We start from the raw sequence: 23,035 nt of genomic DNA on the forward strand, positions 1-23,035 counted from the left end.
GGTGATTTTATGAGTATCTATACCAAAACTGGCGACGCAGGCACCACGGCCTTGTTCACTGGTCAACGGGTGAAAAAAACCCACCCACGGGTAGAAACCTACGGCACCTTGGATGAACTGAATGCCGCGCTGAGTCTGTGTGCTCGTGCGACACAAGGCGAGGAAAACCTTCAGTTGCTTGATGCCGTACAGCATCAGTTGTTTTATTTCAGTGCCGAACTTGCCAGCGAAGGTATTGAGACGCCACCGGTTGGGCGTAAAAGCATCAATGAACAAGACATTCATGCCCTAGAACACGCCGTTGACCGCTGCATGGCACAGTTACCGCCAGTGCGCGGTTTTATCCTACCCGGAAAGACTGAAGCGGGTAGCCGTTTGCATTTTGCCCGCACTTTAGCACGGCGCTGCGAACGACGGCTGATTGAATTAGCAGAACAAATTTCGGTACGCCCGGTGTTATTGCAATACCTCAACCGGCTATCCGATTGCCTGTATGCGCTGGCGCGCGATGAAGACCAGCGTCAGCAGTTGCAACAAACAGCTCAAACCGTGGTTGCTCGTTATTTGGCCGCGACTGAGGCATCAATGATGCAAGCACACCCCACAATGGCTGCAAAAGCGGCATCACCCACGACGACTGGGCTCGGATTTTCTGATGTCCATCAGCTCGTTAAGTTAGCCGTCGACGCTGCCATGAAATTACAAATCGCGGTAGTCGTGGCCCTGGCTGACCGCCACGGCAACATGATCATGACCTACCGTATGCCCGATACCTTGCTGGTGAGCAGCGAACTGGCACCGAAAAAAGCCTGGACTGCCGTGGCGTTAAAAACCGCCACACACCAACTGAGCCATGCCATTCAACCAGGGGCCGACCTATTCCAACTCGAAGCCAGCACCGGCGGCAAAGTCGTGAGTTTTGGTGGCGGCTACCCGCTATGGCGCAATGGCCAACTGGTGGGAGGTTTAGGGATTAGCGGCGGTAGCGTCGAACAAGATATGCACATAGCAGAAGCGGCCATATCGGCTTTACATCTGAGGAATGAATAATGAATACCCATGATCTTGAATCTCTCATTCGTACTATCCTCACCGAGCAACTGACGCCTACACCTGCGTCTGCCTCCAGCGCTATTTTTGCCAGTGTGGATGAAGCAGTGAATGCCGCCCACAGCGCATTTTTGCGCTACCAGCAAAGCCCAATGAAAACCCGCAGCGCCATTATCAGCGCTATCCGTGAGCAACTCAAACCGCAGCTCGCCTCTTTGTCTGAGCGCGGTGCCAACGAAACCGGCATGGGAAATAAAGAAGATAAGTTACTGAAAAACAAAGCCGCACTGGAAAACACCCCCGGTATTGAAGATCTATCGACCACGGCCTTAACCGGCGATGGCGGCATGGTGTTATTCGAATATTCGCCGTTTGGTGTGATTGGATCCGTCGCGCCGAGCACCAACCCGACAGAAACTATTATCAACAACAGCATCAGCATGCTAGCAGCGGGCAATGCGGTGTATTTCAGCCCGCACCCCGGAGCCAAAGCAGTATCACTGGATTTAATCGCTCAAATTGAAGAGATCGTTTTCAGCAGTTGCGGCATCCGCAATCTGGTGGTGACCGTGCAAGATCCCAGCTTCGAAGCCACCCAGCAGATGATGGCACACGACAAGATTGCGCTACTGGCCATCACCGGCGGGCCGGGTATTGTGGCCATGGGCATGAAAAGCGGCAAGAAAGTGATTGGTGCCGGAGCCGGAAATCCACCTTGCCTAGTGGATGAAACCGCCGAGTTAGTAAAAGCGGCGCAGGATATCGTGGCTGGAGCCTCATTTGACAATAATCTGCCCTGTATCGCGGAGAAAAGTCTGATTGTAGTGGAGAGTGTCGCCGACCGTCTATTGCAGCAAATGCAAGCTTTCGATGCTTTGTTAATCAGTGATCCGCAAGAGGTCGACAGCCTGCGCAAGACCTGTCTGACACCTCAAGGCCATGCCAATAAAAATCTGGTCGGCAAAAGCCCAACTGAGCTGCTGAAAGCGGCAGGACTCACTTGCCCAGCAAAAGTCCCGCGCCTGTTACTGGTCGAAGTGGCCGGTGATGACCCTCTCGTCACGACCGAGCAACTGATGCCGCTGTTACCGGTCGTTCGGGTAAAGGACTTTGATGCTGGCTTGACGCTGGCACTGCAAGTGGAAGCGGGCTTACACCACACCGCGACCATGCATTCACAAAATGTTTCGCGCCTGAATCTAGCAGCTCGCCTTTTGCAGACCTCCATTTTTGTGAAAAACGGCCCATCTTATGCCGGAATTGGCGTCGGTGGCGAAGGTTTTACGACCTTTACCATCGCCACCCCGACCGGAGAAGGCACCACATCGGCGCGAACCTTTGCACGTCAACGCCGCTGTGTGTTGACCAACGGTTTCTCCATTCGCTGAGCGAGGTCGTATGAAGACTTTTTTCCTGCAAACACGCATTTATAGCGGGGAAGGCAGCCTTAAAGTGCTGCAACGTTTCCATCAGCGCAAAATATGGATTGTGTGCGACGGCTTTTTGGCGACCTCGCCATTATTGGATCGCCTGAAACAAGCGCTCCCCGCAGACAACCAGATAAGCCTGTTCAGCGATATCACGCCAGATCCCAACATCGCCACTGTGGTCAAGGGCATTGAGCAAATGCATGCGCAGCATCCTGACATCGTGATCGGGTTTGGCGGTGGCTCGGCGCTGGACGCCGCCAAAGCCATTGTCTGGTTTAGCCGTAAGCAAGGGCTGGAGATAGAAACCTGTATTGCTATCCCAACCACCAGCGGCACTGGCTCGGAAGTTACCAGCGCTTGCGTGATAAGTGATCCGGAAAAAAGCATTAAATATCCGCTATTTGACGATGAAATTTATCCGGACATTGCGATTTTGGATCCGGCGCTGGTGGCAACCGTGCCGCCGGTTATCACCGCCAATACCGGATTGGACGTGTTGACACATGCACTGGAAGCCTACGTGTCACCGCGTGCCAGCGATTTTACCGACGCACTGGCAGAGAAAGCGGTGCAGCTAGTATTTCGTTATCTGCCAACCGCTTGCCGTAAAGGGGATTGCCTGATAACTCGCGGCAAAATGCACAATGCCTCAACACTGGCTGGGATGGCGTTCAGTCAAGCGGGGCTTGGTATTAACCACGCGATTGCTCACCAGTTGGGGGGGCAATTCCATATCGCTCATGGTCTAGCAAATGCACTGCTGCTGGTGCCGGTCATCCGTTTTAACGCCGCCGATTCGCGAGCGCGTAAACGTTATGCCCGATTAGCGAAAATATGTCACTTCAGTCCAGCAAAAGGGGACGACCGTGGTGCGGTGAATCAGCTCATTCATCAGATTGAACAGCTAAAACGCCAGTGCGGAATACCCCAACCTCTCGCGGCGATAAAAGTGAACGAGCGCCAATTACAACAACGGATTCCGGACATGATAACCGCCGCACTGGCGGACGTTACCCTGCGTACCAATCCGCGTCCGGCAAGCGACAATGATATTCGTGGAATCATCGAGGCGCTTTATGAGTGATATTCAGATGTCTGATGCCACCCAACTTCACTCGCCCCCCGCCTATGGCGAATTGGCACGCTGTGACGCGGCCACCATCCAGCAGCGGGTACGAGATGCAGGTGTGGTCGGGGCTGGCGGGGCCGGGTTCCCGACGGCAGTGAAACTTCAGGCACAGGCTGAGATTTTTCTGGTTAATGCCGCTGAGTGTGAGCCGATGCTGAAAGTGGATCAACAATTGATCCCACGACAGGCTGCGCGGCTGGTACGTGGCGTACTGTATGGCATGACCGCCACGGGTGCGCGTGAAGGTATTATTGCGCTGAAAGCCAAATATATAGAGGCGATTGCCGCACTAACTCCGCTGCTGCCGGCACAGATTCGCCTGCATATTTTACCCGACGTTTACCCTGCCGGTGATGAAGTGATCACTATCTGGCTGGCAACCGGCCGTAGGGTTCCTCCTGCCGCCCTGCCCGTCAGCATTGGCGTGGTGGTGAATAACGTACAAACCCTGCTCAATGTGGCTCGCGCGGTTGAACAGCAATGGCCGGTCACGCGCCGCACCCTGACAGTGAATGGAGCCGTGGCGCGGCCAGTAACATTAACTGTGCCACTGGGTACGCCACTGCGAGAAGTGCTGGCGCTGGCCGGTGGCGTCACCATACATAATCCCGCCTATATTAATGGTGGCCCGATGATGGGTCACGCTCTGCATGACCTTGATCAGCCAGTGACCAAAACCACCGGGGGCCTGCTCGTGCTGCCCGCCGACCATCTGTTAATCACCCGCCGCGCACGCAGCGATAAAGATGTACTCGCGATTGCCCGTACGGTGTGTGAACAGTGCCGCATGTGCACTGAGCTGTGTCCACGCCACTTGATCGGCCATGAATTACCGCCGCATCTGTTGGTGCGGGCGATTATCTATCAGCAAGTCGCTACCCCAGACATCTTACTCAGCGCACTGACTTGTTCGGAATGTGGTGTGTGCGAAAGCTATGCCTGCCCGGTAGATATCTCGCCAATGCGCATTAATCGCCTACTGAAAACCCAGCTACGCGCACAAGGCGCTCGCTACCAAGGAGAACTGCGCGAAGCCGACCCGATGGCCAATTACCGCATGGTGCCGATATCCCGACTCATCGCCCGGCTGGACTTGACCGACTGGTATCAGGCCGCCCCGTTTAGTGAGGATACCTACCTACCACCACGGGTCATTTTGCCACTGCGCCAGCATATCGGCGCCGCCGCCGAAGCGATGGTTACCGTAGGTGAACACGTCGAACAGGGCCAGCTTATCGGGCTGATTCCGAATAACGCCTTAGGTGCACCACTGCACGCCAGCATCCGTGGTGTTGTCACCGCCATTAGTACCAGCGCCATCACCATTGAACGGGTTTCTTAAAGAGGAATGGGCATGTCACAAGCCATTGGAATTGTTGAATTAAGCAGTATCGCCAAGGGGATGGAAGTCTGCGACCTGATGCTGAAAAGTGCCAACGTCAATTTGCTGGTAAGCAAAACCCTCTGCCCCGGCAAGTATCTGCTGATGGTGGGAGGCGATATTGGTGCCGTCAGTCAGTCTGTACAAAATGGTGAGCGGCACAGCGGCCATTTATTAGTCGATAGCATCGTGCTTCCCAATCTCCACCCTTCGGTATTGCCAGCCATTAGCGGCCTAAACCCAGTGGAAAACCGCCAAGCGGCAGGCGTGGTAGAAACCTGGAGCGTGGCGGCCTGTATTACCGCGGCCGACCGTGCAGTCAAAGCCGCCAATGTCACCTTGGTACGCATTCATATGGCATTTGGCATCGGCGGCAAATGTTATCAAGTGCTCAGTGGCGATATTGCCGATGTGCAAACTGCCGTGGATGTGGCCAGCCAGTGCGCCGGTGAGAAGGGGTTATTGGTTTACAGCGCCACTATCCCGCGCCCCCATGAGGCGCTGTGGCGTCAGTTAATTCAGGAGGCATGATGGAAGCGAATAGTACCCCCGAGCGCGTAATTCAAGAATATGTTCCCGGCAAACAGATAACTCTCGCGCATCTGATAGCCAACCCCAATAAGGCACTTTATAAAAAATTGGGGCTAAACGATGTCAGCAGTGCCATCGGCATTTTGACCATTACACCCAGCGAAGCCTCCATTATTGCCAGTGATATCGCCACTAAATCGGGTGCGGTTGAGATTGGTTTTATTGACCGTTTCACTGGGGCGGTGGTGTTTACCGGCGATGTTTCGGCGGTGGAATACGCACTCAAACAAGTGATTCACACTTTGGGCGACATGATGAAATTTACCGCCTGCCCAATGACTCGGACCTGATGCCATGCAGCGCATTATGTTGATTGGCCCCAGCCAGTGCGGCAAAACCTCACTGATTCAGCGCTTGCAGGGAGAGGCGCTGAATTACCAGAAAACTCAATCCATTATCTGGCAGGACAATGCCATTGATACTCCGGGTGAATATCTGGAAAACCGCTGTTTATACAGTGCGTTGCTTGCCAGTGCTTGCGAGTCGGATGTGGTGGGATTGGTGCAAAACGCCGATGCCACGCAGAGCTGGTTTGCGCCCATGCTGGCACAGGTTTTCAACAGACCGGTGATAGGCATCATCAGCAAAGTCGACACTGTCAGCCACCCAGACCAACTGGACTGGGCAGCGGATTGCCTGACTCAAGCAGGCGCACAACATATTTTTGTTACCTCGGCGCTCACCGGCGAAGGGTTAACTGACCTTATAACGTATTTGAATTATTCTGGAGAGTCGCATGCCCGGTAAGATTATGGCGATTAACGCCGGCAGTTCTTCGTTGAAATTTCAGTTGTTTTCTATGCCAAATGAACAGACCGGCCAACGTGAAGAGCGGGTGCTGTGTCAGGGGCTGATTGAGCGCATCGGCATGGATGATGCCGTATTTAATCTGCGGGCTGGTGATGTGAAATGGCGCGAAACCTTACCCATCGCTGATTGCCGCCAAGGTGCCGAGCACCTGCTTAGGGCGCTTATCGAACACAATATTATTGATTCACTGGATGAAATTAGTGGTGTAGGTCATCGCGTTGCCCACGGCGGTGAAGCTTTTGCCGATTCGGTGCTAATCACTCCACAGGTACTGGATAAAATAGAGCAACTTGGCACATTAGCACCTTTACATAACCCAGTGAATGCGCTGGGGATTCGGGTGTTCCAACATGCCCTGCCCCACGCGACTGCGGTGGCCGTATTTGATACTGCATTTCACCAAACACTTAGCCAGACCTCTTATCTCTACCCACTGCCATGGCGCTACTATGAAGAACTGGGGATCCGCCGTTATGGCTTCCACGGCACCAGTCATAAATATGTCAGTACAGTCTGCGCCGAGCGTATGGGTCGGCCACTAGAAACCTTGCGGATTGTCTCCTGCCACTTGGGTAATGGCTCCAGCATCTGTGCTATTGGCAATGGGCGCTCGATCAATACCTCCATGGGTTTTACTCCCCAAGCAGGCATCATGATGGGGACTCGTAGCGGCGATATCGACCCTTCCATTCTGCCGTTTATTCAGCAAACCGAAGGTAAGAGCGCGGCTGAAATTAACCATCTAATTAACAATCAATCTGGCTTATTGGGTGTTTCTGGTATCTCACATGATTACCGTGATGTGGAACTCGCCGCCAGTCACGGCAACCCCCGTGCCGCCGTCGCGCTAGAGTTGTTTGCCGAGCGAATTCGTGCCGTGATTGGCAGCTATATCGTGCAATTAGGGGGGATAGACGCACTGATCTTTACAGGCGGAATTGGTGAAAATGCCCGCCATGCTCGCCAACAAATTTGCCGCGAACTGGCCTTCCTCGGCATTGCGCTGGATGAAGAAAAAAACGCAAAAAATCAGTTCTTTATTCAACAGGATAATGCGCCAGTGCAAATTGCCATCGTCAATACCAATGAAGAATTAATGATTGCCCGTGATGTGCTGCGCGTGGCTCTGAATCAACCGGTACAACCGGTTCTCGCCATACAATGAGAGACAATATGAAAAGTGGGAAAGTTTGGTTGGTGGGCGCAGGGCCAGGAGATGCAGCGCTGATCACCGTAAAAGGATTACAGGCTATTCGCCAAGCCGAAGCGCTGGTATATGACCGCTTGGTCTGTGCCGAGCTATTAGCCCAAGCGCCAGATGGCTGTGAAATGATTAATGTGGGCAAAAATCCAAATCATCACTTGGTGCCACAGCCGGAAATTAATCAGATTCTGGTCGATTGCGCACAGCGTGGATTAAATGTGGTCCGGCTCAAAGGTGGTGACCCTTATGTGTTCGGACGCGGAGGGGAGGAAGCCGAGGCACTGGCGCTGGCAAATATTCCATTTGAAGTCGTACCGGGAATAAGCTCCGCCATAGGGGGTTTGGCCTACGCCGGGATCCCGGTGACTCACCGGGATTATGCCTCCGGTTTTCATGTGATAACCGGCCACTTGCGCCAAGGCAATGAGCCGCAAGATTGGGCAACACTAGCCAAGCTGGAAGGCACGCTGGTTATTTTGATGGGGATGACGCAGTTGGCGACGATTTGCCAACAATTGGTCGCTGGTGGTAAAGCCCCGACGACCCCTGCCGCCGTGGTGATGTATGCCAGCCATCAGCAACAGCAAGTTGCCAGTGGCACACTCATCACGCTAGCAGATCAAGTTGCCGCCCAAGGTTTATCCGCCCCTGCCCTGATCGTTATTGGTGATGTGGTACGTCTGCGGGAGATATTGGCATTCACGCCGGAAGTGTTGTCGCTGAACTCAATTCCCTCGCTTATGGTACTCTAAACGCACAAGCTAAATAAGGGTTTAACGTAGCGATGAGTGAGCATGGTGGGAATGTGCTGGAAATGGCACTGAAAATTGGAACAGATGCAGCGAACATCATTGATTTCAGTGCCAATATTAATCCGCTAGGAATGCCAGAGTCTTTAAAAGTGGCCATTGTTGAGCAGTTAGCGCGTGCTGAACACTACCCTGATGTTGAATATCGCCAGTTACACAGTGCGCTGGCGCGTGCTCACCATTGTTTGCCAGAAAATATCATGGCCGGAAATGGTGCCACTGAACTGATTTACGCGGTAGTGCAGTATCTCCAGCCGCGCAGCGCAATGTTACTGACACCAGGATTTGCTGAATACCGCCGCGCTCTGCAACGGGTGGGTTGCCAGATTCATGACTATGCAATGAGCGAAGCAGAGGGGTATCAACCCAATGAACGTTTACTGAACACATTGGAACAACAGCGCCCTGACTGCCTATTTCTGGCAACACCGAACAACCCAACCGGCTTGATGCCTGATGCTGTACTGCTACAAGCCCTTGTGCAATGTTGTCATCAACACCAAATTGCCCTGATTGTCGATGAAGCTTTTATCGATTTTCAGCCACATGCACCGGGACTGATCCCACAACTTACCGACTTCCCACGTTTATATGTGCTTCGCTCACTCACTAAGTTTTTCGCCATTCCGGGGCTGCGTTTAGGTTACCTACTCAGCGGGGATCTGGCGGGGATCCAACAGATGAAACAACAGCGCGAACCTTGGACTATCAATGCCTTTGCGGCACTGGCTGGCGAGATTATTCTTGATGACCAGCCTTATATTCAAGCCACCCATCAATGGCTAGCACAGCAGCAGCACTGGCTGTATCAGGCATTGTGTAAAATTCCGGCATTGCAAGTGTGGCGGGGCACAGCAAACTATCTGTTCTTGCGCTGCCTGAGGCCAGAAATCGACCTGCAACAAGCATTATTACAACACCATATTCTGATCCGCCATTGTGCGAACTACCCAGGTCTGACCCGCGACCACTATCGAGTAGCCATTAAGAGTGCTACGGATAACCAGAAGCTAGTAACCGCGATGAAGCAGGTTTTCGGCCATGGCTGAAGCCCGTTGCCCCGCCTCCTGTGGCGAATTGATTCAGGGCTGGATATTGGGAGGTGAAAAGCTAATTTCCTGCCCTATAAACTGGTTCAGCACGGTATCGGTTACTGAGGGTATGCCAGGTCACCATGAACGCCCTCGCATGCGCCAGATGCTGACAGCAGTGCTGGCCTATTTCGAGCTGCCTGTGGACATGGCCCGTGGCTTACATATCAGTTTTGACTCATCTATTCCGGTCGCCAAAGGGTTGGCTAGTAGCACCGCAGATATTGCAGCCACCGCGCTGGCAACCGCTCGCCATTTGGGAGAAACACTCGATGAGGCTGCTCTTGCCGCGTTGTGTGTTAGCCTCGAACCTACCGACAGCACCCTATTTCGGCAACTGACCTTGTTTGACCACCAGACTGCTGCCACACAAATTTCTTATGGCTGGCAACCTACTGTCGATATTCTGCTGCTAGAAAGCCCGCATATCCTCAACACCGAGGACTATCATCGTCGTGACCGCCAGACAGCACTGCTGGCGGGTGCCGCGTCTTTGGAACGGGCATGGCAACTCTTTGTGCAAGCCGCCAAGCAGCAAGATTGCTCACTATTAGGTCAGGCCACTACGCTTAGCGCACAAGCCAGTCAGCATTTATTGGTCAAGCCCGATTTTGCCGCCCTGCTGGCGTTAGTCGAAGAGTTAGATTTATATGGTTTGAATGTGGCCCATAGCGGCAGCATTGTTGGCCTGCTAATAAACCGCCAACGCCATGATGTAGAAAAACTTTATTGGCAACTAGAGCAAAGCGGCATCACCCAAAATTACCCACGTCAGCACCTACTCGCGATGGTGCCCGGCGGAGTGCGTTAGTTCATATCAAGCCCTTATTTCGCCTTTTTTATCGTCAATAGTCTCTCTGTCACTAAACCAAAATATCCATGCTGATAACAATGTTATTGGCTTTCTGATAGCCATTTCTGTGCAATCCTCTTGGCCTTACCGCTGAAAATCATGACCTCAGTCACAAACCGGGAAAGCAGCCATTTCGTCCATGTAAATAGCATTCAGAGATATGGGGAAAATAGCTGCCGGAGTATTAGAGTCCACCTACAGGAAATGTAGTGCAGATGTAAAATCTGCTCCTGTTAAATCTTCATTTTTTTAAAAACATAAATAAAACTCATGTCATTACGAGTTAAAAATATTGCACCAATGCATCAGGAAATAACGATAACCTCAACCTACACACGCTCTTGGAGCCTTAGATGAAAAAATTGAGTGTAAAAACCTTACTGGCCGCTAGCCTATTCAGCATGATGGTGTGCTCTGGTAGCGCACTGGCACAAGAAATAGAAGTGGTCAATATCTCGAAAATTGCAGGTATGCCTTGGTTTAACCGTATGGGCGAAGGTGTGGAACGCGCCGGTAAAGATCTGGGTATCAAAGCCTATCAAGTTGGCCCATCCAGCACGGATGCACCGCAACAAGTTAAGATAATCGAAGATTTAATTGCTAAAAAAGTCAGTGCTATCAGCATTGTACCCAATGACGCCGATGTGCTGGAGCCGGTGTTCAAGAAAGCCCGCGATGCCGGTATCGTGGTGCTCACTAACGAATCCCCAGGGCAACCGAGTGCTAACTGGGATATCGAAATTATTGATAATGCCAAATTCGCTGCGGATAACGTGGAAGAAATGGCGAAAGCCATGGGTGGCAAAGGCGGCTATGTGATTTATGTCGGCAGCCTGACCGTGCCACAACATAACCTGTGGGCAGATTTATTTGTTAAATATCAGAAAGAACACTATCCAGAAATGTTTGAAGTGACCAGCCGTATGCCAGTCGCTGAGAGCATTGATGATTCACGCCGCACTACATTGGATTTGATGAAAGCGCACAGTGATTTGAAAGGTATTGTCGCTTTCGGTTCACAAGGCCCAATTGGTGCAGGCCGTGCAGTGAAAGAAAAACGCGCGAAAAACAACGTCCATGTGTTCGGTATGATGATCCCATCTCAAGCCGCTTCGCTGGTTAAAAGTGGTGATATCGCCATGGGTGTGACCTATGACCCAGGTTCAGCTGGTTATGCCCTGACAGCCGTGGCTGACAAAGTGCTGAAAGGCGAAAAAATTGAGACTGGTATGGACGTTCCAGGGGTGGGTAAAGCAGAAGTTGATCAAGATAAGCGTCTGATTCAATTCCACAATGTGCTACGGGTCACCAAAGATAACGTCGACTCGCTGTATTGATTCTTTGTGTTATCGCAGAGCCGGGAGCCACTTCCGGCTCTGTCATTAATACCCAACAGAATCAAGAGGATGTAGCTATGCAGCCATTCATTACCCTGGAAAATATCAGTAAAACCTTTTATGGCGTTAAAGCGCTAAATAAGGTTGCCATGACCCTGCTGCCGGGTGAGGTTCACTGCCTCGCAGGACAGAATGGTTGTGGTAAATCAACCTTGATCAAAATTATCTCCGGTGTCTATCAGCCCGATGTTGATGCCGCCATCACTATCGATGGCAAAACCTATTCGACCCTGACCCCCATTGAATCTGTTCGTTTAGGGATTCAGGTGATTTATCAAGATTTATCTTTATTCCCAAATTTAACCGTGGCTGAGAATATCGCCATGAACCATTATCACCATCATCTGTGGGTTGATAAACGCCAGATGCGGCAAACTGCCGAGCTGGTGATCAACAGTATTAATGCCCATCTTGATCTGGATGAATTGGTTGAAAATTTACCCATCGCGCAGAAGCAGCTGGTCGCCATCTGCCGAGCGCTGGCGCAAGATGCTCGCCTGATTGTCATGGACGAACCCACCGCCTCTCTCACTCGCCAAGAGGTTAACGGCTTGCTGCGGGTGGTGCATGAACTTAAATCTCGCAATATCTGTGTAGTATTTGTCAGCCATCGCTTGAGTGAAGTGCTGGAAATTTCAGACCGTATTACCGTGCTGAAAGATGGCGATTGGGTGGGCACCTACCCGGCAGTTGACGTAGATGACGCTCGTCTGGCCTGGTTGATGACTGGTATGAAGTTTGACTTTCAGGTGCTACCGCCTTACAGCGCAGCCCGTCCACCGGTGCTGGCGGTGGAGGAGTTATCTCGGGGTAACGAATACCACAATATTTCCCTGACGTTGCACCCTGGTGAAATTGTCTCACTGGTTGGTTTGCTTGGCTCTGGCCGAACAGAACTGTGCCTCAGCCTATTTGGTTTAACCGCACCAGAATCCGGCACTATTCGTATCAATGATGAGCCGATGATTTTTACCAGTAACCGTGATGCGATTGCAGCCGGTGTCGGGTATGTCTCGGAAGACCGAATGAGCACTGGGCTGATTATGGAGCAATCGATTCGTGACAACATCAGTGCCACCGTATTGCACCGGCTGAAAAATGCTTTCCATCTAATGCGTACCGAGCGAGTCGATACATTAGTAGAAGATATGGTTAAACACCTATCGATTAAAATCGGTAACAGCGACTTGCCAGTCAATACCTTATCGGGTGGCAATGCACAGCGCATCGCCATTGCCAAGTGGCTGGCAACCGATCCGCAAATATTGATTCTAGACTCCCCAACTGTGGGGGTAGATATCGCGAACAAAGCAGGTATCTATAATATTATCAATGCACTGGCTGCACGGGGGATCGCAGTATTAATGGTGTGTGATGAGATTGATGAGGCTTACTTTAACAGCCACCGTATTTTAGTCATGCGGTCAGGGCGACTTGTGCAGGAGTTCTTGCCAGGCAACAGCAGCGAAGCAGCCATTGCGGAGGTAGTAAATGGCTAACCCCCATGCAGTCAATAAATCTGATGTGGCTAAATCAGGTCTATTCAATAAAGAACAACTGAAACGCCATGAAGTGATGTTGGCTTTCACTATCTTGATTATTTCGACTTATCTTGCTTTCACCAGCCCCGATTTTCTCACCCTCGCCAATATTTATGACTTGATAAATAACTACGCCATGCTGACCATTTTGGCTTGTGGCTTATTTATCGTGCTGATTTCTGGCGGTATTGATATTTCGTTCCCGGCCATGACCATTATTTCTCAATATGTCATGGTGACACTGATTGTGAAATTTGGCGGTAATTTCCCGATAGCTTTCGCACTGGCTGGCGGTATTGGTCTCTTGCTCGGCTTGATAAATGCGCTACTGGTTAATCGGCTGCGCGTGCCGTCCATCATTATTACTATTTCTACCCTGAATATTTTCTATGGCTTATTGCTCTATCTCAGCCGCGGGGTCTGGCTATATACCTACCCAGAATGGTTTGAACATGGGCCAATGTTGTTCTCTTTCACGGCGGCTGATGGTTATGACTATGGCCTCTCGCTGCCTATTCTGACGTTGCTGGCCACCATTATTGTCACCGCTGTGCTGATGACACGCACCAGTATTGGTCGCCAAATTTATGCATTGGGCGGCAATCAGGAAGCAGCATCACGCATGGGGTTCAGCATTCTCAAGCTACAACTGTTTGTCTATGGCTATATGGGTTTTTTATCCGGTATCGCCGGTGTCGTACAGTCCTATACCGTATTAACCGTCGCGCCGGATTCATTGCTCGGTTATGAACTAACAGTATTGGCCGCGGTGGTCTTGGGGGGCACCAGTATTGTCGGCGGGCGCGGTACCCTAACCGGAACTTTGCTGGGGGTTATTTTACTGGCTATATTGCAGAATGGATTGAATTTACTGGGTATTTCGTCGTACTGGCATACCGTGGTTATCGGTCTGGTCATTGTCATCAGTATCAGTGTGACGGCCTGGGGCCAACGTCATAAGGTAGGGATATAATCATGTCGAAAACAACGCAACGTGATCATACCGAACGCTGGCTGGTGGCACTGCTGGTGTTGGTTGCTGTCGTGTTCAGTGTGCTGATTCCGCAGGTTTTCTGGTCTGCGGCTAACTTCCAATCCATTGCTTCGCAAATCCCTGTTGCAGGGGTATTAACATTGGCCATGGCTATCACTATGCTGACGGGTGGGATTAACTTATCCATTATTGCGACCGCCAATGCCAGTGCTCTGGTCATGGCATGGGTTTGTACTCATCTGGAGCCGACATTCAGCTCAATGATATTGATGTTGCTGGCTGGTGCGTCGGTTGCTTTGGTTGTGGGGCTAATTAATGGAGTGCTTATCTCGGTTGTCCGGGTCTCCCCTATTCTGGCAACACTTGGCATAATGACCTTGCTCAAAGGCGTGAATGTGCTCATATCCAAAGGCTCCGCTATTTCTAACTTCCCCAACTATGTGCTGGCACTGGATCGCAGCTATTTTCTTGGGATTCCTTTACCGCTCTATCTGTTCGCGGCAGTAGCAACAATTATCTGGTTAATATTGGCTAAAACCCCCTTAGGTCGCCAAATCTATTTGTCTGGTTCCAATGAGAAGGCGACATTCTTCTCGGGAATTAATACGCGCCGTACGCTAATTTGGGTGTATGTCATTTCATCACTGCTGTGCGCTGTGGCTGCGTTATTGATGATGTCAAAATTGAACTCAGCGAAAGCCTCCTATGGCGAGTCACTGCTGCTTATCACTATTTTGGCGACAGTATTAGGCGGAGTAAATCCTGACGGCGGGTTCGGTAAGATTTTCGGTATTGTGTTGGCGCTGTTCCTACTGCAAATGCTGGAAAGTGGGCTAAACATTATGGGTGTGAGTAGCTATATCACTATGGCATTGTGGGGATCTTTGCTGCTGGCATTTATCTTTGTCAAAGGGGTAAATATCCCTGCGTTTCGTTTCTTAAGATCAGGAAAATCGTCTAATTGATCACTCTGTTAGGCAAAAAGAAAAGGCTGGCATTGATTGCCAGCCTTTCTATTAATTGTGCTATCTGCGGGTGAAAATATTACTTCACTTCGCCCATCGCTTTCAGTTTCTTCGACAGTTCACGGCGTTCTTTAGACAGATCGGCGTTTTTGATGGTGTACTCATCGACACGATCTTCATAAGCGGTACGCATATCAGCGATAATGGCCTGAATCTCTTCAATGCTCATCCCTGGTTTGATGTAATCACTCAGGTTATCAAGCAACAGAACGCGTTTTTGGTTATCACGGATTTTCTTCTCGTTATCAACGATTTCACGCTGCAACTTATTTTTGCGACGAAACATACGCACAAACTCCAAAACGTCCTGGAAAGTCGGCTTAATTGCATTATCCATTTTTACACCTTCACTTAAGTTTTACACAAATTCAATTGCTGGTGATCAGACCCATAGGCTTATCTTACCTGCTTTACTCGCCAGACAGAAATTTCATCTGTCTTAAGCTTCAATTGATCACCTGCGCAAGGTCATATTAATCAGATCATCTAATTCCTCAAGCTGTTTGGTCAACTCCATACTCAGCCATACATAGCCATAAATCGGGGTTTCTATTTGCTGCTCCTGCGTAACAGCCAACATCAGTGATTTCAATTCGTTCGCAATTTCACTCAACTCGGCAGCCACTTCGCGCTCACGCGCCGGTGAGCCATCTCGCAAGCTGTCACTTAATGTGTTCAAAGAGCGAATTGTCATCAGCTGCGTACTACGTAACCCTTTAGCATTAAGCATAATAAAGTGGCTTTCTCGTGACGACCAATAAGCATCTACCAACAACTCTAGAGTACATATCAGATTACGGCTTAATGTTTGGATCGCTTCAAAAATATCCTTATCAATATGAGATTCTTTGCTGGATGGTGCAATCAGAGCGCGCATTTTCACTGATTGATTCAATGCAGCTTTTAATTTAGCTTCTAAGCGCGGGCGTTCAACAACATTCGGTGACAAATACGCCGCGTAGATTTGACTAATTGCACGCAAATTGTCACTCATTTGCATGCGCCAATGAGTAAAGGCGCGCTGGGGATAGATACTGGTAAAAACCAATGCCAGTAATGAACCAAAAATCACATCACCACTACGCCAAAGTGCCGTATTCATATCCCCCGGCGCGGAACCACACACGACGGCCAGTGTGATACCAATCAGTAAAGCCATGTATGGCCGTTTACCCAACGTAAGATAGCCGCACAGAAACATCACAACTCCACACCAAGCCAACATAAATATCAGTGAATACGATTCAAGATAAAGGGCTATTAAGCCGGATATTGCGCCAAAAACTGTGCCACCAATACGCTGCATCGCGCGGGATAATACATTGCCCCAATAAGATATCGGCCCCATCACCACGACCAAAGTGATCAGTGGCCAAGTGCCTTCTGGAACGGCCAACAACCGAATAATCATGAAGGTTAGGATAAAAGCCAGCGTAATACGCAAAGCGTGCGTCAGCCGGTAATGGGTATAAATCAAGTTATCCAATGGTGATATTTTTTTATTCAGGCGCACGCAATATCTACATCCAATAAGACACTAAGCCCTAAGTCTAGCTCAATTATTACCGGCTGCAGCACGTTAAAAATGCCCCAACGTAGCGGCGTGTCGTCGGTAGGCGTTTATAGAGGGGAGTAGGATAAAAATGAGTTCCCCGCAGGTCGCGACCAGACGGGGAAACCAACTTATTTAAAATCAACCGCCATTTGTTGCGCAATAGTCATGCCGGAGCTGGACTCTACACAACGAGCGATATAATCGGTGAAACGAGGTGAGCGTGGCATACCTAAACTCAGTAATCGTTCATTGCTAAAACGCACATTTAGCATGGCAAAAGAGCCATATAAACGCATAGCTTTTAGCATCAAGCGCTCATTACAAGGGCCAAAAATCCCTTTAAGTTGCTTCCTCATCTGCACCAAGACACCGTATTCAACTTGGCAATAATCCGTCCCCACGGGTTTTTGTCTGGCGGCGAAAGACATAGCCTGATCAATTTCAGCAAAACTGACACTGTCCATCTCTCCGGCAGAAATATGATAAATATTCTCGGGTAAATTGGGATGTTGCAAAATACACAGTAAAGCATCGGCGCAGTAGTCAACCGGAATAACATCAATATGGTCATCTAATGAACACATGAACTTGCGCAGCATTAATGCCATGCGGAATACCCAGAAAATACTGCTTGAGGGCTGGCAACCCAAGCGGGTATGCCCAACAACAATGGAAGGACGAGCAAAGACCAAAGGTAATGCTGGGCATTGTTCAGTCAACATACGTTCGATGGCCGACTTTGATTTAGTGTATTCCACTAAGTGTGCATCATCTTCTGTGGATAATATCCGCTCATTGACTAAAGTATCTGCATCTGGCGTACAAGACATGGCGGTGCCGACATGAATAAATCGCTGTAAACCAATAACTTGTGACATTCTTTTGCCAAAGGCCAATGTGCCGTCGACGTTCACTTTCCAAATTAATGGGTTATTACCGAATGATGCAACAGCAGCACAGTTAATAACATGCGTCACACCGTCGATGCGCGGATCATTAATAAAACTGTCCGGCAATGCCAAATCGCCTAATAAAATATGACTGACATTTATTTTATTCAGCAATGCATTAGGTAAATAGAATTTTGCGAGATTCTCTCGAATACGAATAACGCCCTGCTCCGGTGTATTAGCCCGTACCAGTAATAAATAATTAAAATCCGAATTCTCTAACAATAACTTTTCTAATACTGCGCCGCCTAGAAAGCCCGTGGCACCGGTTAACAGAAGTGTTTTCACCATGAGTCCTACTATAATATTCAGTAGGTGAATTGTATGAATAGCTAAGTAAACGACAGGTAAATATGAGTTAGATCGGTACTTTTAGAGAAAAACATAATCGTTGCAAAATAAATCTTCATTCATGACTCAATCATTGCAGCCGCCCTTTGGCGTCTTAAAAGATTGTGGGTATTGCTGATAATCATGACAAAATTAACGTCTCCCTGACCTGAAATGGTATTCTTAAGCCAATGTCATAGGTCGCTACGGATAAGTTATCTCCGGCAAAAATAGGCCTGCCATACAGCATGACCATAGTGGATTAAGGGTTAAACCGAATAATGTCAGATAAAAATAAGCAACCAACTTTCTACATTCACGATTATGAGACCTTCGGTCAGCGCCCTGCACTGGATAGGCCAGCACAGTTCGCCGGGGTGCGTACCGATTTGGATTTCAACATCATCGAAGAACCACTGGTGATTTACTGCAAGCCTGCAGATGACTACCTGCCGCAACCCGAAGCCGTGATGATAACAGGCATTACTCCGCAACATGCCTTAGCTCATGGGGTCAATGAAGCCGAGTTCGCACGCCAAATCCATCAGGCATTCAATGTGCCTGGCACCTGCATCCTCGGTTATAACAATATTCGTTTTGATGATGAAGTTAGCCGCAATATTTTCTATCGTAATTTTTATGATCCTTATGCCTATAGCTGGCAAGGGGGGAATTCTCGCTGGGACTTGCTCGATGTGATGCGTGCCTGCTATGCCCTACGCCCAGAAGGCATTATCTGGCCGGAGAATGAAGATGGTTTGCCAAGTTTTAAATTGGAACATTTGACCAAAGCCAATGGCGTCGAACATTTACACGCCCATGATGCAATGTCTGATGTGCACGCCACCATCGCCATGGCAAAGTTGGTTAAGCAGGCACAACCACGGTTATTCGACTACCTGTACCAACATCGTAGTAAGCATAAAATAAATGCATTAATTGATATTGCCAACATGACACCACTGGTTCATGTCTCAGGAATGTTTGGAGCGGCACGCGGTAATACCAGTTGGGTGGCACCGCTGGCATGGCATCCTGAGAATAAAAATGCAGTGATTATGTGTGATTTGGCTGGAGATATGTCGCCATTACTGGAACTCGATAGCGATGCTCTGCGCGAACGATTATATACCCGTCGCGATAAACTCAATGCACCAGATGCTGCAGTGCCGCTAAAACTGGTCCATATCAACAAATGCCCAGTGCTGGCCCCTGCCAAAACCTTGTTGGCAGAGAACGCCGAACGCTTGGGTATCGATCGTCATCGCTGCTTGGAAAATCTGCAATTACTACGGCAAAACCCGCAAATCCGCGAAAAAGTGGTCGCGCTGTTTGCTCAAGCCGATGCTTTTACGGTGTCTGATGATGTGGATGCTCAATTGTATAACGGCTTTTTCAGCGATGCTGACCGCGCCACTATGAAAATTATTCTGCAAACGGAGCCGCAAAACCTGCCTGCGCTGGATTTAACATTCCAAGATCCCCGGCTGGAGGCATTGCTCTTCCGTTTCCGCGCCCGCAACTATCCGAACACTTTAACGGATAGTGAACAGCAGCGCTGGTTAGAACATCGCCGTGAAGCACTTAGCCCTGAGCGAGTGCAAGATTACGTGCTGCAACTCGAGCAATTCTATAACCAGTATGAAGATGATAAAGAGAAGTTAGCACTGCTGAAAGCCCTGTTTGACTATGCCAGAGGCTTGGTGAGTTAGCCGTCGCATATGATTGACCAATAAAAAAACGGAGCCATTTGGCTCCGTTTTCATTAGTAATGACAGGTTATTACTGTGCCAGTTCGCCATTAAATTGCGGCAATGCCTGACGGAAAGCACGGGTTTTCCAGACCATATACAACAGGCCAATTGCTCCCCACACCAAGCCCAATGTCATTGAGCTGCTTTCCAGATTCATCCACAGCACACCGACTGTCCCTGCCCCAATCATCGGCAGAATCAAGTAGCTGAAATGATCCTTAAACGTGCGATTACGGCGCTCACGAATATAGAACTGTGAAATCACCGACAGGTTAACGAAGGTAAAGGCCACCAACGCGCCAAAGTTAATCAATGCCGTTGCCGTCACCAAATCAAAGGAAATAGCGGACAATGCCACGCCCCCTACCAACAATACGTTGATGGCCGGAGTACGCCATTTCGGATGCACGTAACCAAACACTTTCTCTGGGAACACCCCATCGCGCCCCATGACATACAGCAAGCGAGAAACGCCCGCATGCGCAGCCATACCGGATGCCAATACGGTGACGCAAGAGAAACACAGAATCACTGACTGGAAGAATTTACCCGCCACAAACAGCATAATTTCTGGCTGCGACGCATCAGGATCTGTGAAGCGCGAAATATCCGGGAAATAGAGCTGCAAGAAGTAAGACACCACAATAAAGATGATGCCACCAATGAGCGCCGTCAGGAAAATCGCTTTCGGGATCACTTTACCGGCATTCGGTGTTTCTTCAGACAGCGAACTGATACCGTCAAAGCCAAGGAATGAGAAGCACAGTATCGTGGCCCCGGTTATCATTGGCACCAAATGTGCATTTTCAGAGTAGAACGGACGTGGGCTAACCAATGTGCCCGCACCTTCCCCCTGATAAACACCATGAATCAGCAGCCCCATGAAGACCACCATAATAGCCACCTGAACCACCACAATGATGGAGTTCAAGTTTGCCACCACATTGATGCCACGTAGGTTAAACAGCGTCATCAGGGTGACCAGTGCGCCAACAAAAATCCATGATGGCACACCCGGGAAAATGGCTTCGAGATAAATTTTTGCCAACAGAATGTTAATCATCGGCATGAACAGGTAGTCCAGTAGTGATGACCAACCCACCATAAAGCCTACATTCGGGCTAATGGATTTCTGGGCATAGGTGTAAGCCGAACCCGCAGAAGGGAAACGCTTAACCAATTTGCCATAGCTGATGGCCGTGAACAGCACGGCAATTAACGCAATGGCGTAAGACGTCGCGACATGACCATCGGTCAGGCCGGATACAATGCCGAAAGTATCGAAAATGGTCATCGGCTGTAAATAAGCCAAACCCATCATGACCACTTGTACCAACGTCAGTGTTTTTCTGAGTTGAACGCGGTTATTTGCGCCAGTTTGATTGGTGCCGACTGCAACAGTTGCATTATGCGTCATGATTCAGCCTCCCCATACCTTTAACCCGATTTGCAAGTGTGGCTCGCAGGTCAGAGGTGACGGGGAAACTTCGTATCTGCCTGGGATACGTAAGTGGGGAAACGAGAGCGGTGTAACGGGTATTTGCCATACCTGTTGCGCCATAATCGCTGCATGTGCAGCGCATACCGGTGGGCACCGGCGCCAGTGTGAATAATTGCCCCATCTTTCTTTCCTCATAACGGCGATTTTCGTATGTGAATAATCGCTCGCGAACCTGTTTATCTATCCGGATCGTTGTCCGGCCTCTTGATTTGTGAAAACATGAATGCAAAAAAATAACCGACGCGTTTAAACGTCGGTTATTGCATAGGGCGTATTTTGCCCTAACTTGAGATCAAAAAACAAGATGTTAAACAGCTTGAAACGATAATATTATTCGGCCTTGATCTAAACGGCTATTCCCGCGTGCTACCTACGCTGAGCGGCAATCTCCACCCGCTCAATTGCTGCCCACATTTTGTCTGAATTCAACTCAACAGGCAGGTAGTGGATCGACTCTCCCGGCTTCAGAATTCGGCCAATAACTCGCTCAATAGCATCACGGTCATGAATATTCACATCCAAAGCTGCTAAATGTGTCGGCAAGCCTAATTTATTGAAAGCGATAATCAGCGATTGCAATGCATCATCCTGCGCCAACAATGCCGTTTGAACCAAAATCCCGTAGGCTACTTTGGTGCCGTGGAGAAAATGCTCGGTTTGTGGCAACAGCGTCAGTCCATTGTGTACCGCATGTGCCGCAGCCACACGAGTATAACGCTCGCCTAATCCGCCAACCATGCCACCACCAGCAATAATAGCATCCACCACATCAAGGAAATCTTGCGTCAGTTCGCCCTGTCTAACTGCCTGCAATGCCGCTTCACTCTGCTTTAACAGCACATTACGAATATCCAGTGCAGCTTGTAATCCTAAGCGCACCGTCAATGATAACGTCTCTGGTTGTGGGCTGAGAACCACCGCTTCATACCATTTTGCCAACGTGTCGCCGATACCCGCCAGCAGATATTCCACGGGCGCTTGCAAAATAATGCGCGGTTCAACCAACACCAGATGATTGGCGTCTTTGAAAATCTCAAAATTTAGCGCTTGCCCGGCATCGTTATACCAGACCGAAAGCGGTGTCCATGCCGCGCAAGTCGCCGCAATAGTGGGTATTGCCACCAACGGCACCCCTAATTTACGCGCAACCACTTTTGCCGTATCCAATACAGCCCCGCCACCAATGCCAATCACAACCTGACGGTCACGCCCCGCTTTTTGTACCAAATCGGCGACCGTCGACTCACTGCAATGGGTGGAAAATACCGCGCGTACTGCGTGTGGGCTATGGAACGCAGCAGGCAAATAATCCCCTGCTGCCGCCAATGCGCGCTCGCCGTAAATCCACAGTGCATTATCCAGTGCCTCCTGAGGATAAAATTCACTCAATTTATCGATAGCACCGGAGAAAGAGAAATAATTTGCAGGCCCTACCTGCACTCGGATTGCATTGGTGCTCATGCCACTATTCCTTTTAGCTCATTATTTATTACACGTTGCGATGTCAGCAGTGTTTTCCATCTTAAGGGCATCCCCTCCATTGTTTAATAATTTTTTGATATACCTTAACTATTTTAGTTTGTTGCGAATTATCGAAACTGTGTTAAAAAAGAGGACTACCGCAGCATTATTGACTGCCT

Annotated in this window: 22 protein-coding genes; 16 read left to right on the forward strand and 6 right to left on the reverse strand. The window is 49.7% G+C overall.

Features of this window, described 5'->3' with window-relative positions; genetic code table 11:
- The first annotated feature begins 9 nt into the window (after nt 1-9).
- From ACIOG0_RS14325 to ACIOG0_RS14395, 15 genes are all read left to right on the forward strand, one after another.
- Complete coding sequence (locus ACIOG0_RS14325; protein ID WP_050098507.1) at nt 10-1,050, forward strand: cob(I)yrinic acid a,c-diamide adenosyltransferase; 1,041 nt, start codon at nt 10-12, stop codon at nt 1,048-1,050.
- Nucleotides 1,050-2,438, forward strand: coding sequence for an aldehyde dehydrogenase family protein (locus tag ACIOG0_RS14330; RefSeq protein ID WP_128451087.1), 1,389 nt, complete (start codon nt 1,050-1,052; stop codon nt 2,436-2,438). The genes ACIOG0_RS14325 and ACIOG0_RS14330 overlap by 1 nt, the downstream gene beginning before the upstream one ends.
- Before the next feature lie 10 nt (nt 2,439-2,448).
- Nucleotides 2,449-3,564, forward strand: a complete 1,116-nt coding sequence (locus ACIOG0_RS14335) for a 1-propanol dehydrogenase PduQ (protein ID WP_050098509.1) — start codon at nt 2,449-2,451, stop codon at nt 3,562-3,564.
- Nucleotides 3,557-4,951, forward strand: coding sequence for a 4Fe-4S dicluster domain-containing protein (locus ACIOG0_RS14340; RefSeq protein ID WP_050295474.1), 1,395 nt, complete (start codon nt 3,557-3,559; stop codon nt 4,949-4,951). The genes ACIOG0_RS14335 and ACIOG0_RS14340 overlap by 8 nt, the downstream gene beginning before the upstream one ends.
- 12 nt (nt 4,952-4,963) lie before the next feature.
- Entirely contained in the window at nt 4,964-5,521 is a 558-nt protein-coding gene (locus ACIOG0_RS14345) for a BMC domain-containing protein (protein ID WP_050098511.1), read from the forward strand.
- The gene (pduU, locus tag ACIOG0_RS14350) at nt 5,521-5,871 is read left to right on the forward strand and encodes a propanediol utilization microcompartment protein PduU (protein ID WP_005157716.1); all 351 of its coding nucleotides are present in this window, start codon (nt 5,521-5,523) and stop codon (nt 5,869-5,871) included. The genes ACIOG0_RS14345 and pduU overlap by 1 nt, the downstream gene beginning before the upstream one ends.
- 4 nt (nt 5,872-5,875) lie before the next feature.
- A complete protein-coding gene (locus ACIOG0_RS14355; protein ID WP_050098512.1) occupies nt 5,876-6,328 on the forward strand; it encodes a EutP/PduV family microcompartment system protein in 453 nt (150 codons plus the stop codon).
- The gene (locus ACIOG0_RS14360; protein WP_128451089.1) at nt 6,318-7,556 is read left to right on the forward strand and encodes an acetate/propionate family kinase; all 1,239 of its coding nucleotides are present in this window, start codon (nt 6,318-6,320) and stop codon (nt 7,554-7,556) included. Before ACIOG0_RS14355 ends, ACIOG0_RS14360 begins: the two co-directional genes overlap by 11 nt.
- 8 nt (nt 7,557-7,564) lie before the next feature.
- Nucleotides 7,565-8,347 (forward strand): uroporphyrinogen-III C-methyltransferase, encoded by a 783-nt coding sequence (gene cobA / locus ACIOG0_RS14365; protein ID WP_050098515.1) that lies wholly within the window; start codon nt 7,565-7,567, stop codon nt 8,345-8,347.
- Nucleotides 8,348-8,379: 32 nt separating this feature from the next.
- A complete protein-coding gene (gene cobD, locus ACIOG0_RS14370) occupies nt 8,380-9,453 on the forward strand; it encodes a threonine-phosphate decarboxylase CobD (protein ID WP_050098516.1) in 1,074 nt (357 codons plus the stop codon).
- Nucleotides 9,446-10,306 carry a GHMP kinase gene (locus tag ACIOG0_RS14375; RefSeq protein WP_050098517.1) on the forward strand — a complete coding sequence of 287 codons (861 nt, stop codon included), beginning with the start codon at nt 9,446-9,448 and terminating at the stop codon, nt 10,304-10,306. The genes cobD and ACIOG0_RS14375 overlap by 8 nt, the downstream gene beginning before the upstream one ends.
- Before the next feature lie 443 nt (nt 10,307-10,749).
- Complete coding sequence (locus ACIOG0_RS14380; protein WP_230678331.1) at nt 10,750-11,685, forward strand: autoinducer 2 ABC transporter substrate-binding protein; 936 nt, start codon at nt 10,750-10,752, stop codon at nt 11,683-11,685.
- Nucleotides 11,686-11,762: 77 nt separating this feature from the next.
- A complete protein-coding gene (locus ACIOG0_RS14385; protein ID WP_050098519.1) occupies nt 11,763-13,244 on the forward strand; it encodes a sugar ABC transporter ATP-binding protein in 1,482 nt (493 codons plus the stop codon).
- Nucleotides 13,237-14,259: an ABC transporter permease gene (locus ACIOG0_RS14390; protein ID WP_072086560.1), complete on the forward strand. Its 1,023-nt coding sequence runs from the start codon at nt 13,237-13,239 to the stop codon at nt 14,257-14,259. The genes ACIOG0_RS14385 and ACIOG0_RS14390 overlap by 8 nt, the downstream gene beginning before the upstream one ends.
- 2 nt (nt 14,260-14,261) lie before the next feature.
- On the forward strand, nt 14,262-15,245 hold the full coding sequence (locus ACIOG0_RS14395; protein ID WP_050098521.1) for an ABC transporter permease: 984 nt from the start codon (nt 14,262-14,264) through the stop codon (nt 15,243-15,245).
- 79 nt (nt 15,246-15,324) lie between these two features.
- Here ACIOG0_RS14395 and tmaR read toward each other — a convergent pair whose 3' ends face one another.
- The 3 genes from tmaR to ACIOG0_RS14410 all read right to left on the reverse strand — a co-directional run bounded on the left by tmaR (nt 15,325) and on the right by ACIOG0_RS14410 (nt 18,098).
- Entirely contained in the window at nt 15,325-15,642 is a 318-nt protein-coding gene (gene tmaR / locus ACIOG0_RS14400) for a PTS system regulator TmaR (RefSeq protein ID WP_004711143.1), read from the reverse strand.
- Nucleotides 15,643-15,759: 117 nt separating this feature from the next.
- Nucleotides 15,760-16,818 (reverse strand): FUSC family protein, encoded by a 1,059-nt coding sequence (locus ACIOG0_RS14405; RefSeq protein ID WP_050098523.1) that lies wholly within the window; start codon nt 16,816-16,818, stop codon nt 15,760-15,762.
- A gap of 170 nt (nt 16,819-16,988) precedes the next feature.
- Complete coding sequence (locus tag ACIOG0_RS14410; RefSeq protein ID WP_050098649.1) at nt 16,989-18,098, reverse strand: SDR family oxidoreductase; 1,110 nt, start codon at nt 18,096-18,098, stop codon at nt 16,989-16,991.
- A 323-nt stretch (nt 18,099-18,421) separates the two neighbouring features.
- Between ACIOG0_RS14410 and sbcB the strand changes: the two genes are divergently transcribed.
- Nucleotides 18,422-19,852, forward strand: coding sequence for an exodeoxyribonuclease I (gene sbcB / locus ACIOG0_RS14415; protein WP_128451090.1), 1,431 nt, complete (start codon nt 18,422-18,424; stop codon nt 19,850-19,852).
- 70 nt (nt 19,853-19,922) lie between these two features.
- Here the strand turns inward: sbcB and ACIOG0_RS14420 are convergent, their stop codons facing one another.
- From ACIOG0_RS14420 to ACIOG0_RS14430, 3 genes are all read right to left on the reverse strand, one after another.
- On the reverse strand, nt 19,923-21,311 hold the full coding sequence (locus ACIOG0_RS14420; RefSeq protein WP_050098530.1) for an APC family permease: 1,389 nt from the start codon (nt 21,309-21,311) through the stop codon (nt 19,923-19,925).
- The gene (locus ACIOG0_RS14425) at nt 21,301-21,516 is read right to left on the reverse strand and encodes a hypothetical protein (RefSeq protein WP_050098532.1); all 216 of its coding nucleotides are present in this window, start codon (nt 21,514-21,516) and stop codon (nt 21,301-21,303) included. Before ACIOG0_RS14425 ends, ACIOG0_RS14420 begins: the two co-directional genes overlap by 11 nt.
- 245 nt (nt 21,517-21,761) lie before the next feature.
- Nucleotides 21,762-22,856 (reverse strand): oxidoreductase, encoded by a 1,095-nt coding sequence (locus tag ACIOG0_RS14430; RefSeq protein ID WP_050098534.1) that lies wholly within the window; start codon nt 22,854-22,856, stop codon nt 21,762-21,764.
- Between the last annotated feature and the right edge of the window lie 179 nt (nt 22,857-23,035).

It is taken from the genome of Yersinia vastinensis, assembly GCF_044905075.1.
Lineage (GTDB): Bacteria > Pseudomonadota > Gammaproteobacteria > Enterobacterales > Enterobacteriaceae > Yersinia > Yersinia vastinensis.

Bases quoted from the DNA above. Each gene is read 5' to 3' on its own strand.
- ACIOG0_RS14325 (WP_050098507.1), top strand. From the start codon at position 10: ATGAGTATCTATACCAAAACTGGCGACGCAGGCACCACGGCCTTGTTC.
- ACIOG0_RS14330 (WP_128451087.1), top strand. From the start codon at position 1,050: ATGAATACCCATGATCTTGAATCTCTCATTCGTACTATCCTCACCGAG.
- ACIOG0_RS14335 (WP_050098509.1), top strand. From the start codon at position 2,449: ATGAAGACTTTTTTCCTGCAAACACGCATTTATAGCGGGGAAGGCAGC.
- ACIOG0_RS14340 (WP_050295474.1), top strand. From the start codon at position 3,557: ATGAGTGATATTCAGATGTCTGATGCCACCCAACTTCACTCGCCCCCC.
- ACIOG0_RS14345 (WP_050098511.1), top strand. From the start codon at position 4,964: ATGTCACAAGCCATTGGAATTGTTGAATTAAGCAGTATCGCCAAGGGG.
- pduU (WP_005157716.1), top strand. From the start codon at position 5,521: ATGGAAGCGAATAGTACCCCCGAGCGCGTAATTCAAGAATATGTTCCC.
- ACIOG0_RS14355 (WP_050098512.1), top strand. From the start codon at position 5,876: ATGCAGCGCATTATGTTGATTGGCCCCAGCCAGTGCGGCAAAACCTCA.
- ACIOG0_RS14360 (WP_128451089.1), top strand. From the start codon at position 6,318: ATGCCCGGTAAGATTATGGCGATTAACGCCGGCAGTTCTTCGTTGAAA.
- cobA (WP_050098515.1), top strand. From the start codon at position 7,565: ATGAAAAGTGGGAAAGTTTGGTTGGTGGGCGCAGGGCCAGGAGATGCA.
- cobD (WP_050098516.1), top strand. From the start codon at position 8,380: ATGAGTGAGCATGGTGGGAATGTGCTGGAAATGGCACTGAAAATTGGA.
- ACIOG0_RS14375 (WP_050098517.1), top strand. From the start codon at position 9,446: ATGGCTGAAGCCCGTTGCCCCGCCTCCTGTGGCGAATTGATTCAGGGC.
- ACIOG0_RS14380 (WP_230678331.1), top strand. From the start codon at position 10,750: ATGATGGTGTGCTCTGGTAGCGCACTGGCACAAGAAATAGAAGTGGTC.
- ACIOG0_RS14385 (WP_050098519.1), top strand. From the start codon at position 11,763: ATGCAGCCATTCATTACCCTGGAAAATATCAGTAAAACCTTTTATGGC.
- ACIOG0_RS14390 (WP_072086560.1), top strand. From the start codon at position 13,237: ATGGCTAACCCCCATGCAGTCAATAAATCTGATGTGGCTAAATCAGGT.
- ACIOG0_RS14395 (WP_050098521.1), top strand. From the start codon at position 14,262: ATGTCGAAAACAACGCAACGTGATCATACCGAACGCTGGCTGGTGGCA.
- tmaR (WP_004711143.1), bottom strand. From the start codon at position 15,642: ATGGATAATGCAATTAAGCCGACTTTCCAGGACGTTTTGGAGTTTGTG.
- sbcB (WP_128451090.1), top strand. From the start codon at position 18,422: ATGTCAGATAAAAATAAGCAACCAACTTTCTACATTCACGATTATGAG.
- ACIOG0_RS14420 (WP_050098530.1), bottom strand. From the start codon at position 21,311: ATGACGCATAATGCAACTGTTGCAGTCGGCACCAATCAAACTGGCGCA.
- ACIOG0_RS14425 (WP_050098532.1), bottom strand. From the start codon at position 21,516: ATGGGGCAATTATTCACACTGGCGCCGGTGCCCACCGGTATGCGCTGC.
- ACIOG0_RS14430 (WP_050098534.1), bottom strand. From the start codon at position 22,856: ATGAGCACCAATGCAATCCGAGTGCAGGTAGGGCCTGCAAATTATTTC.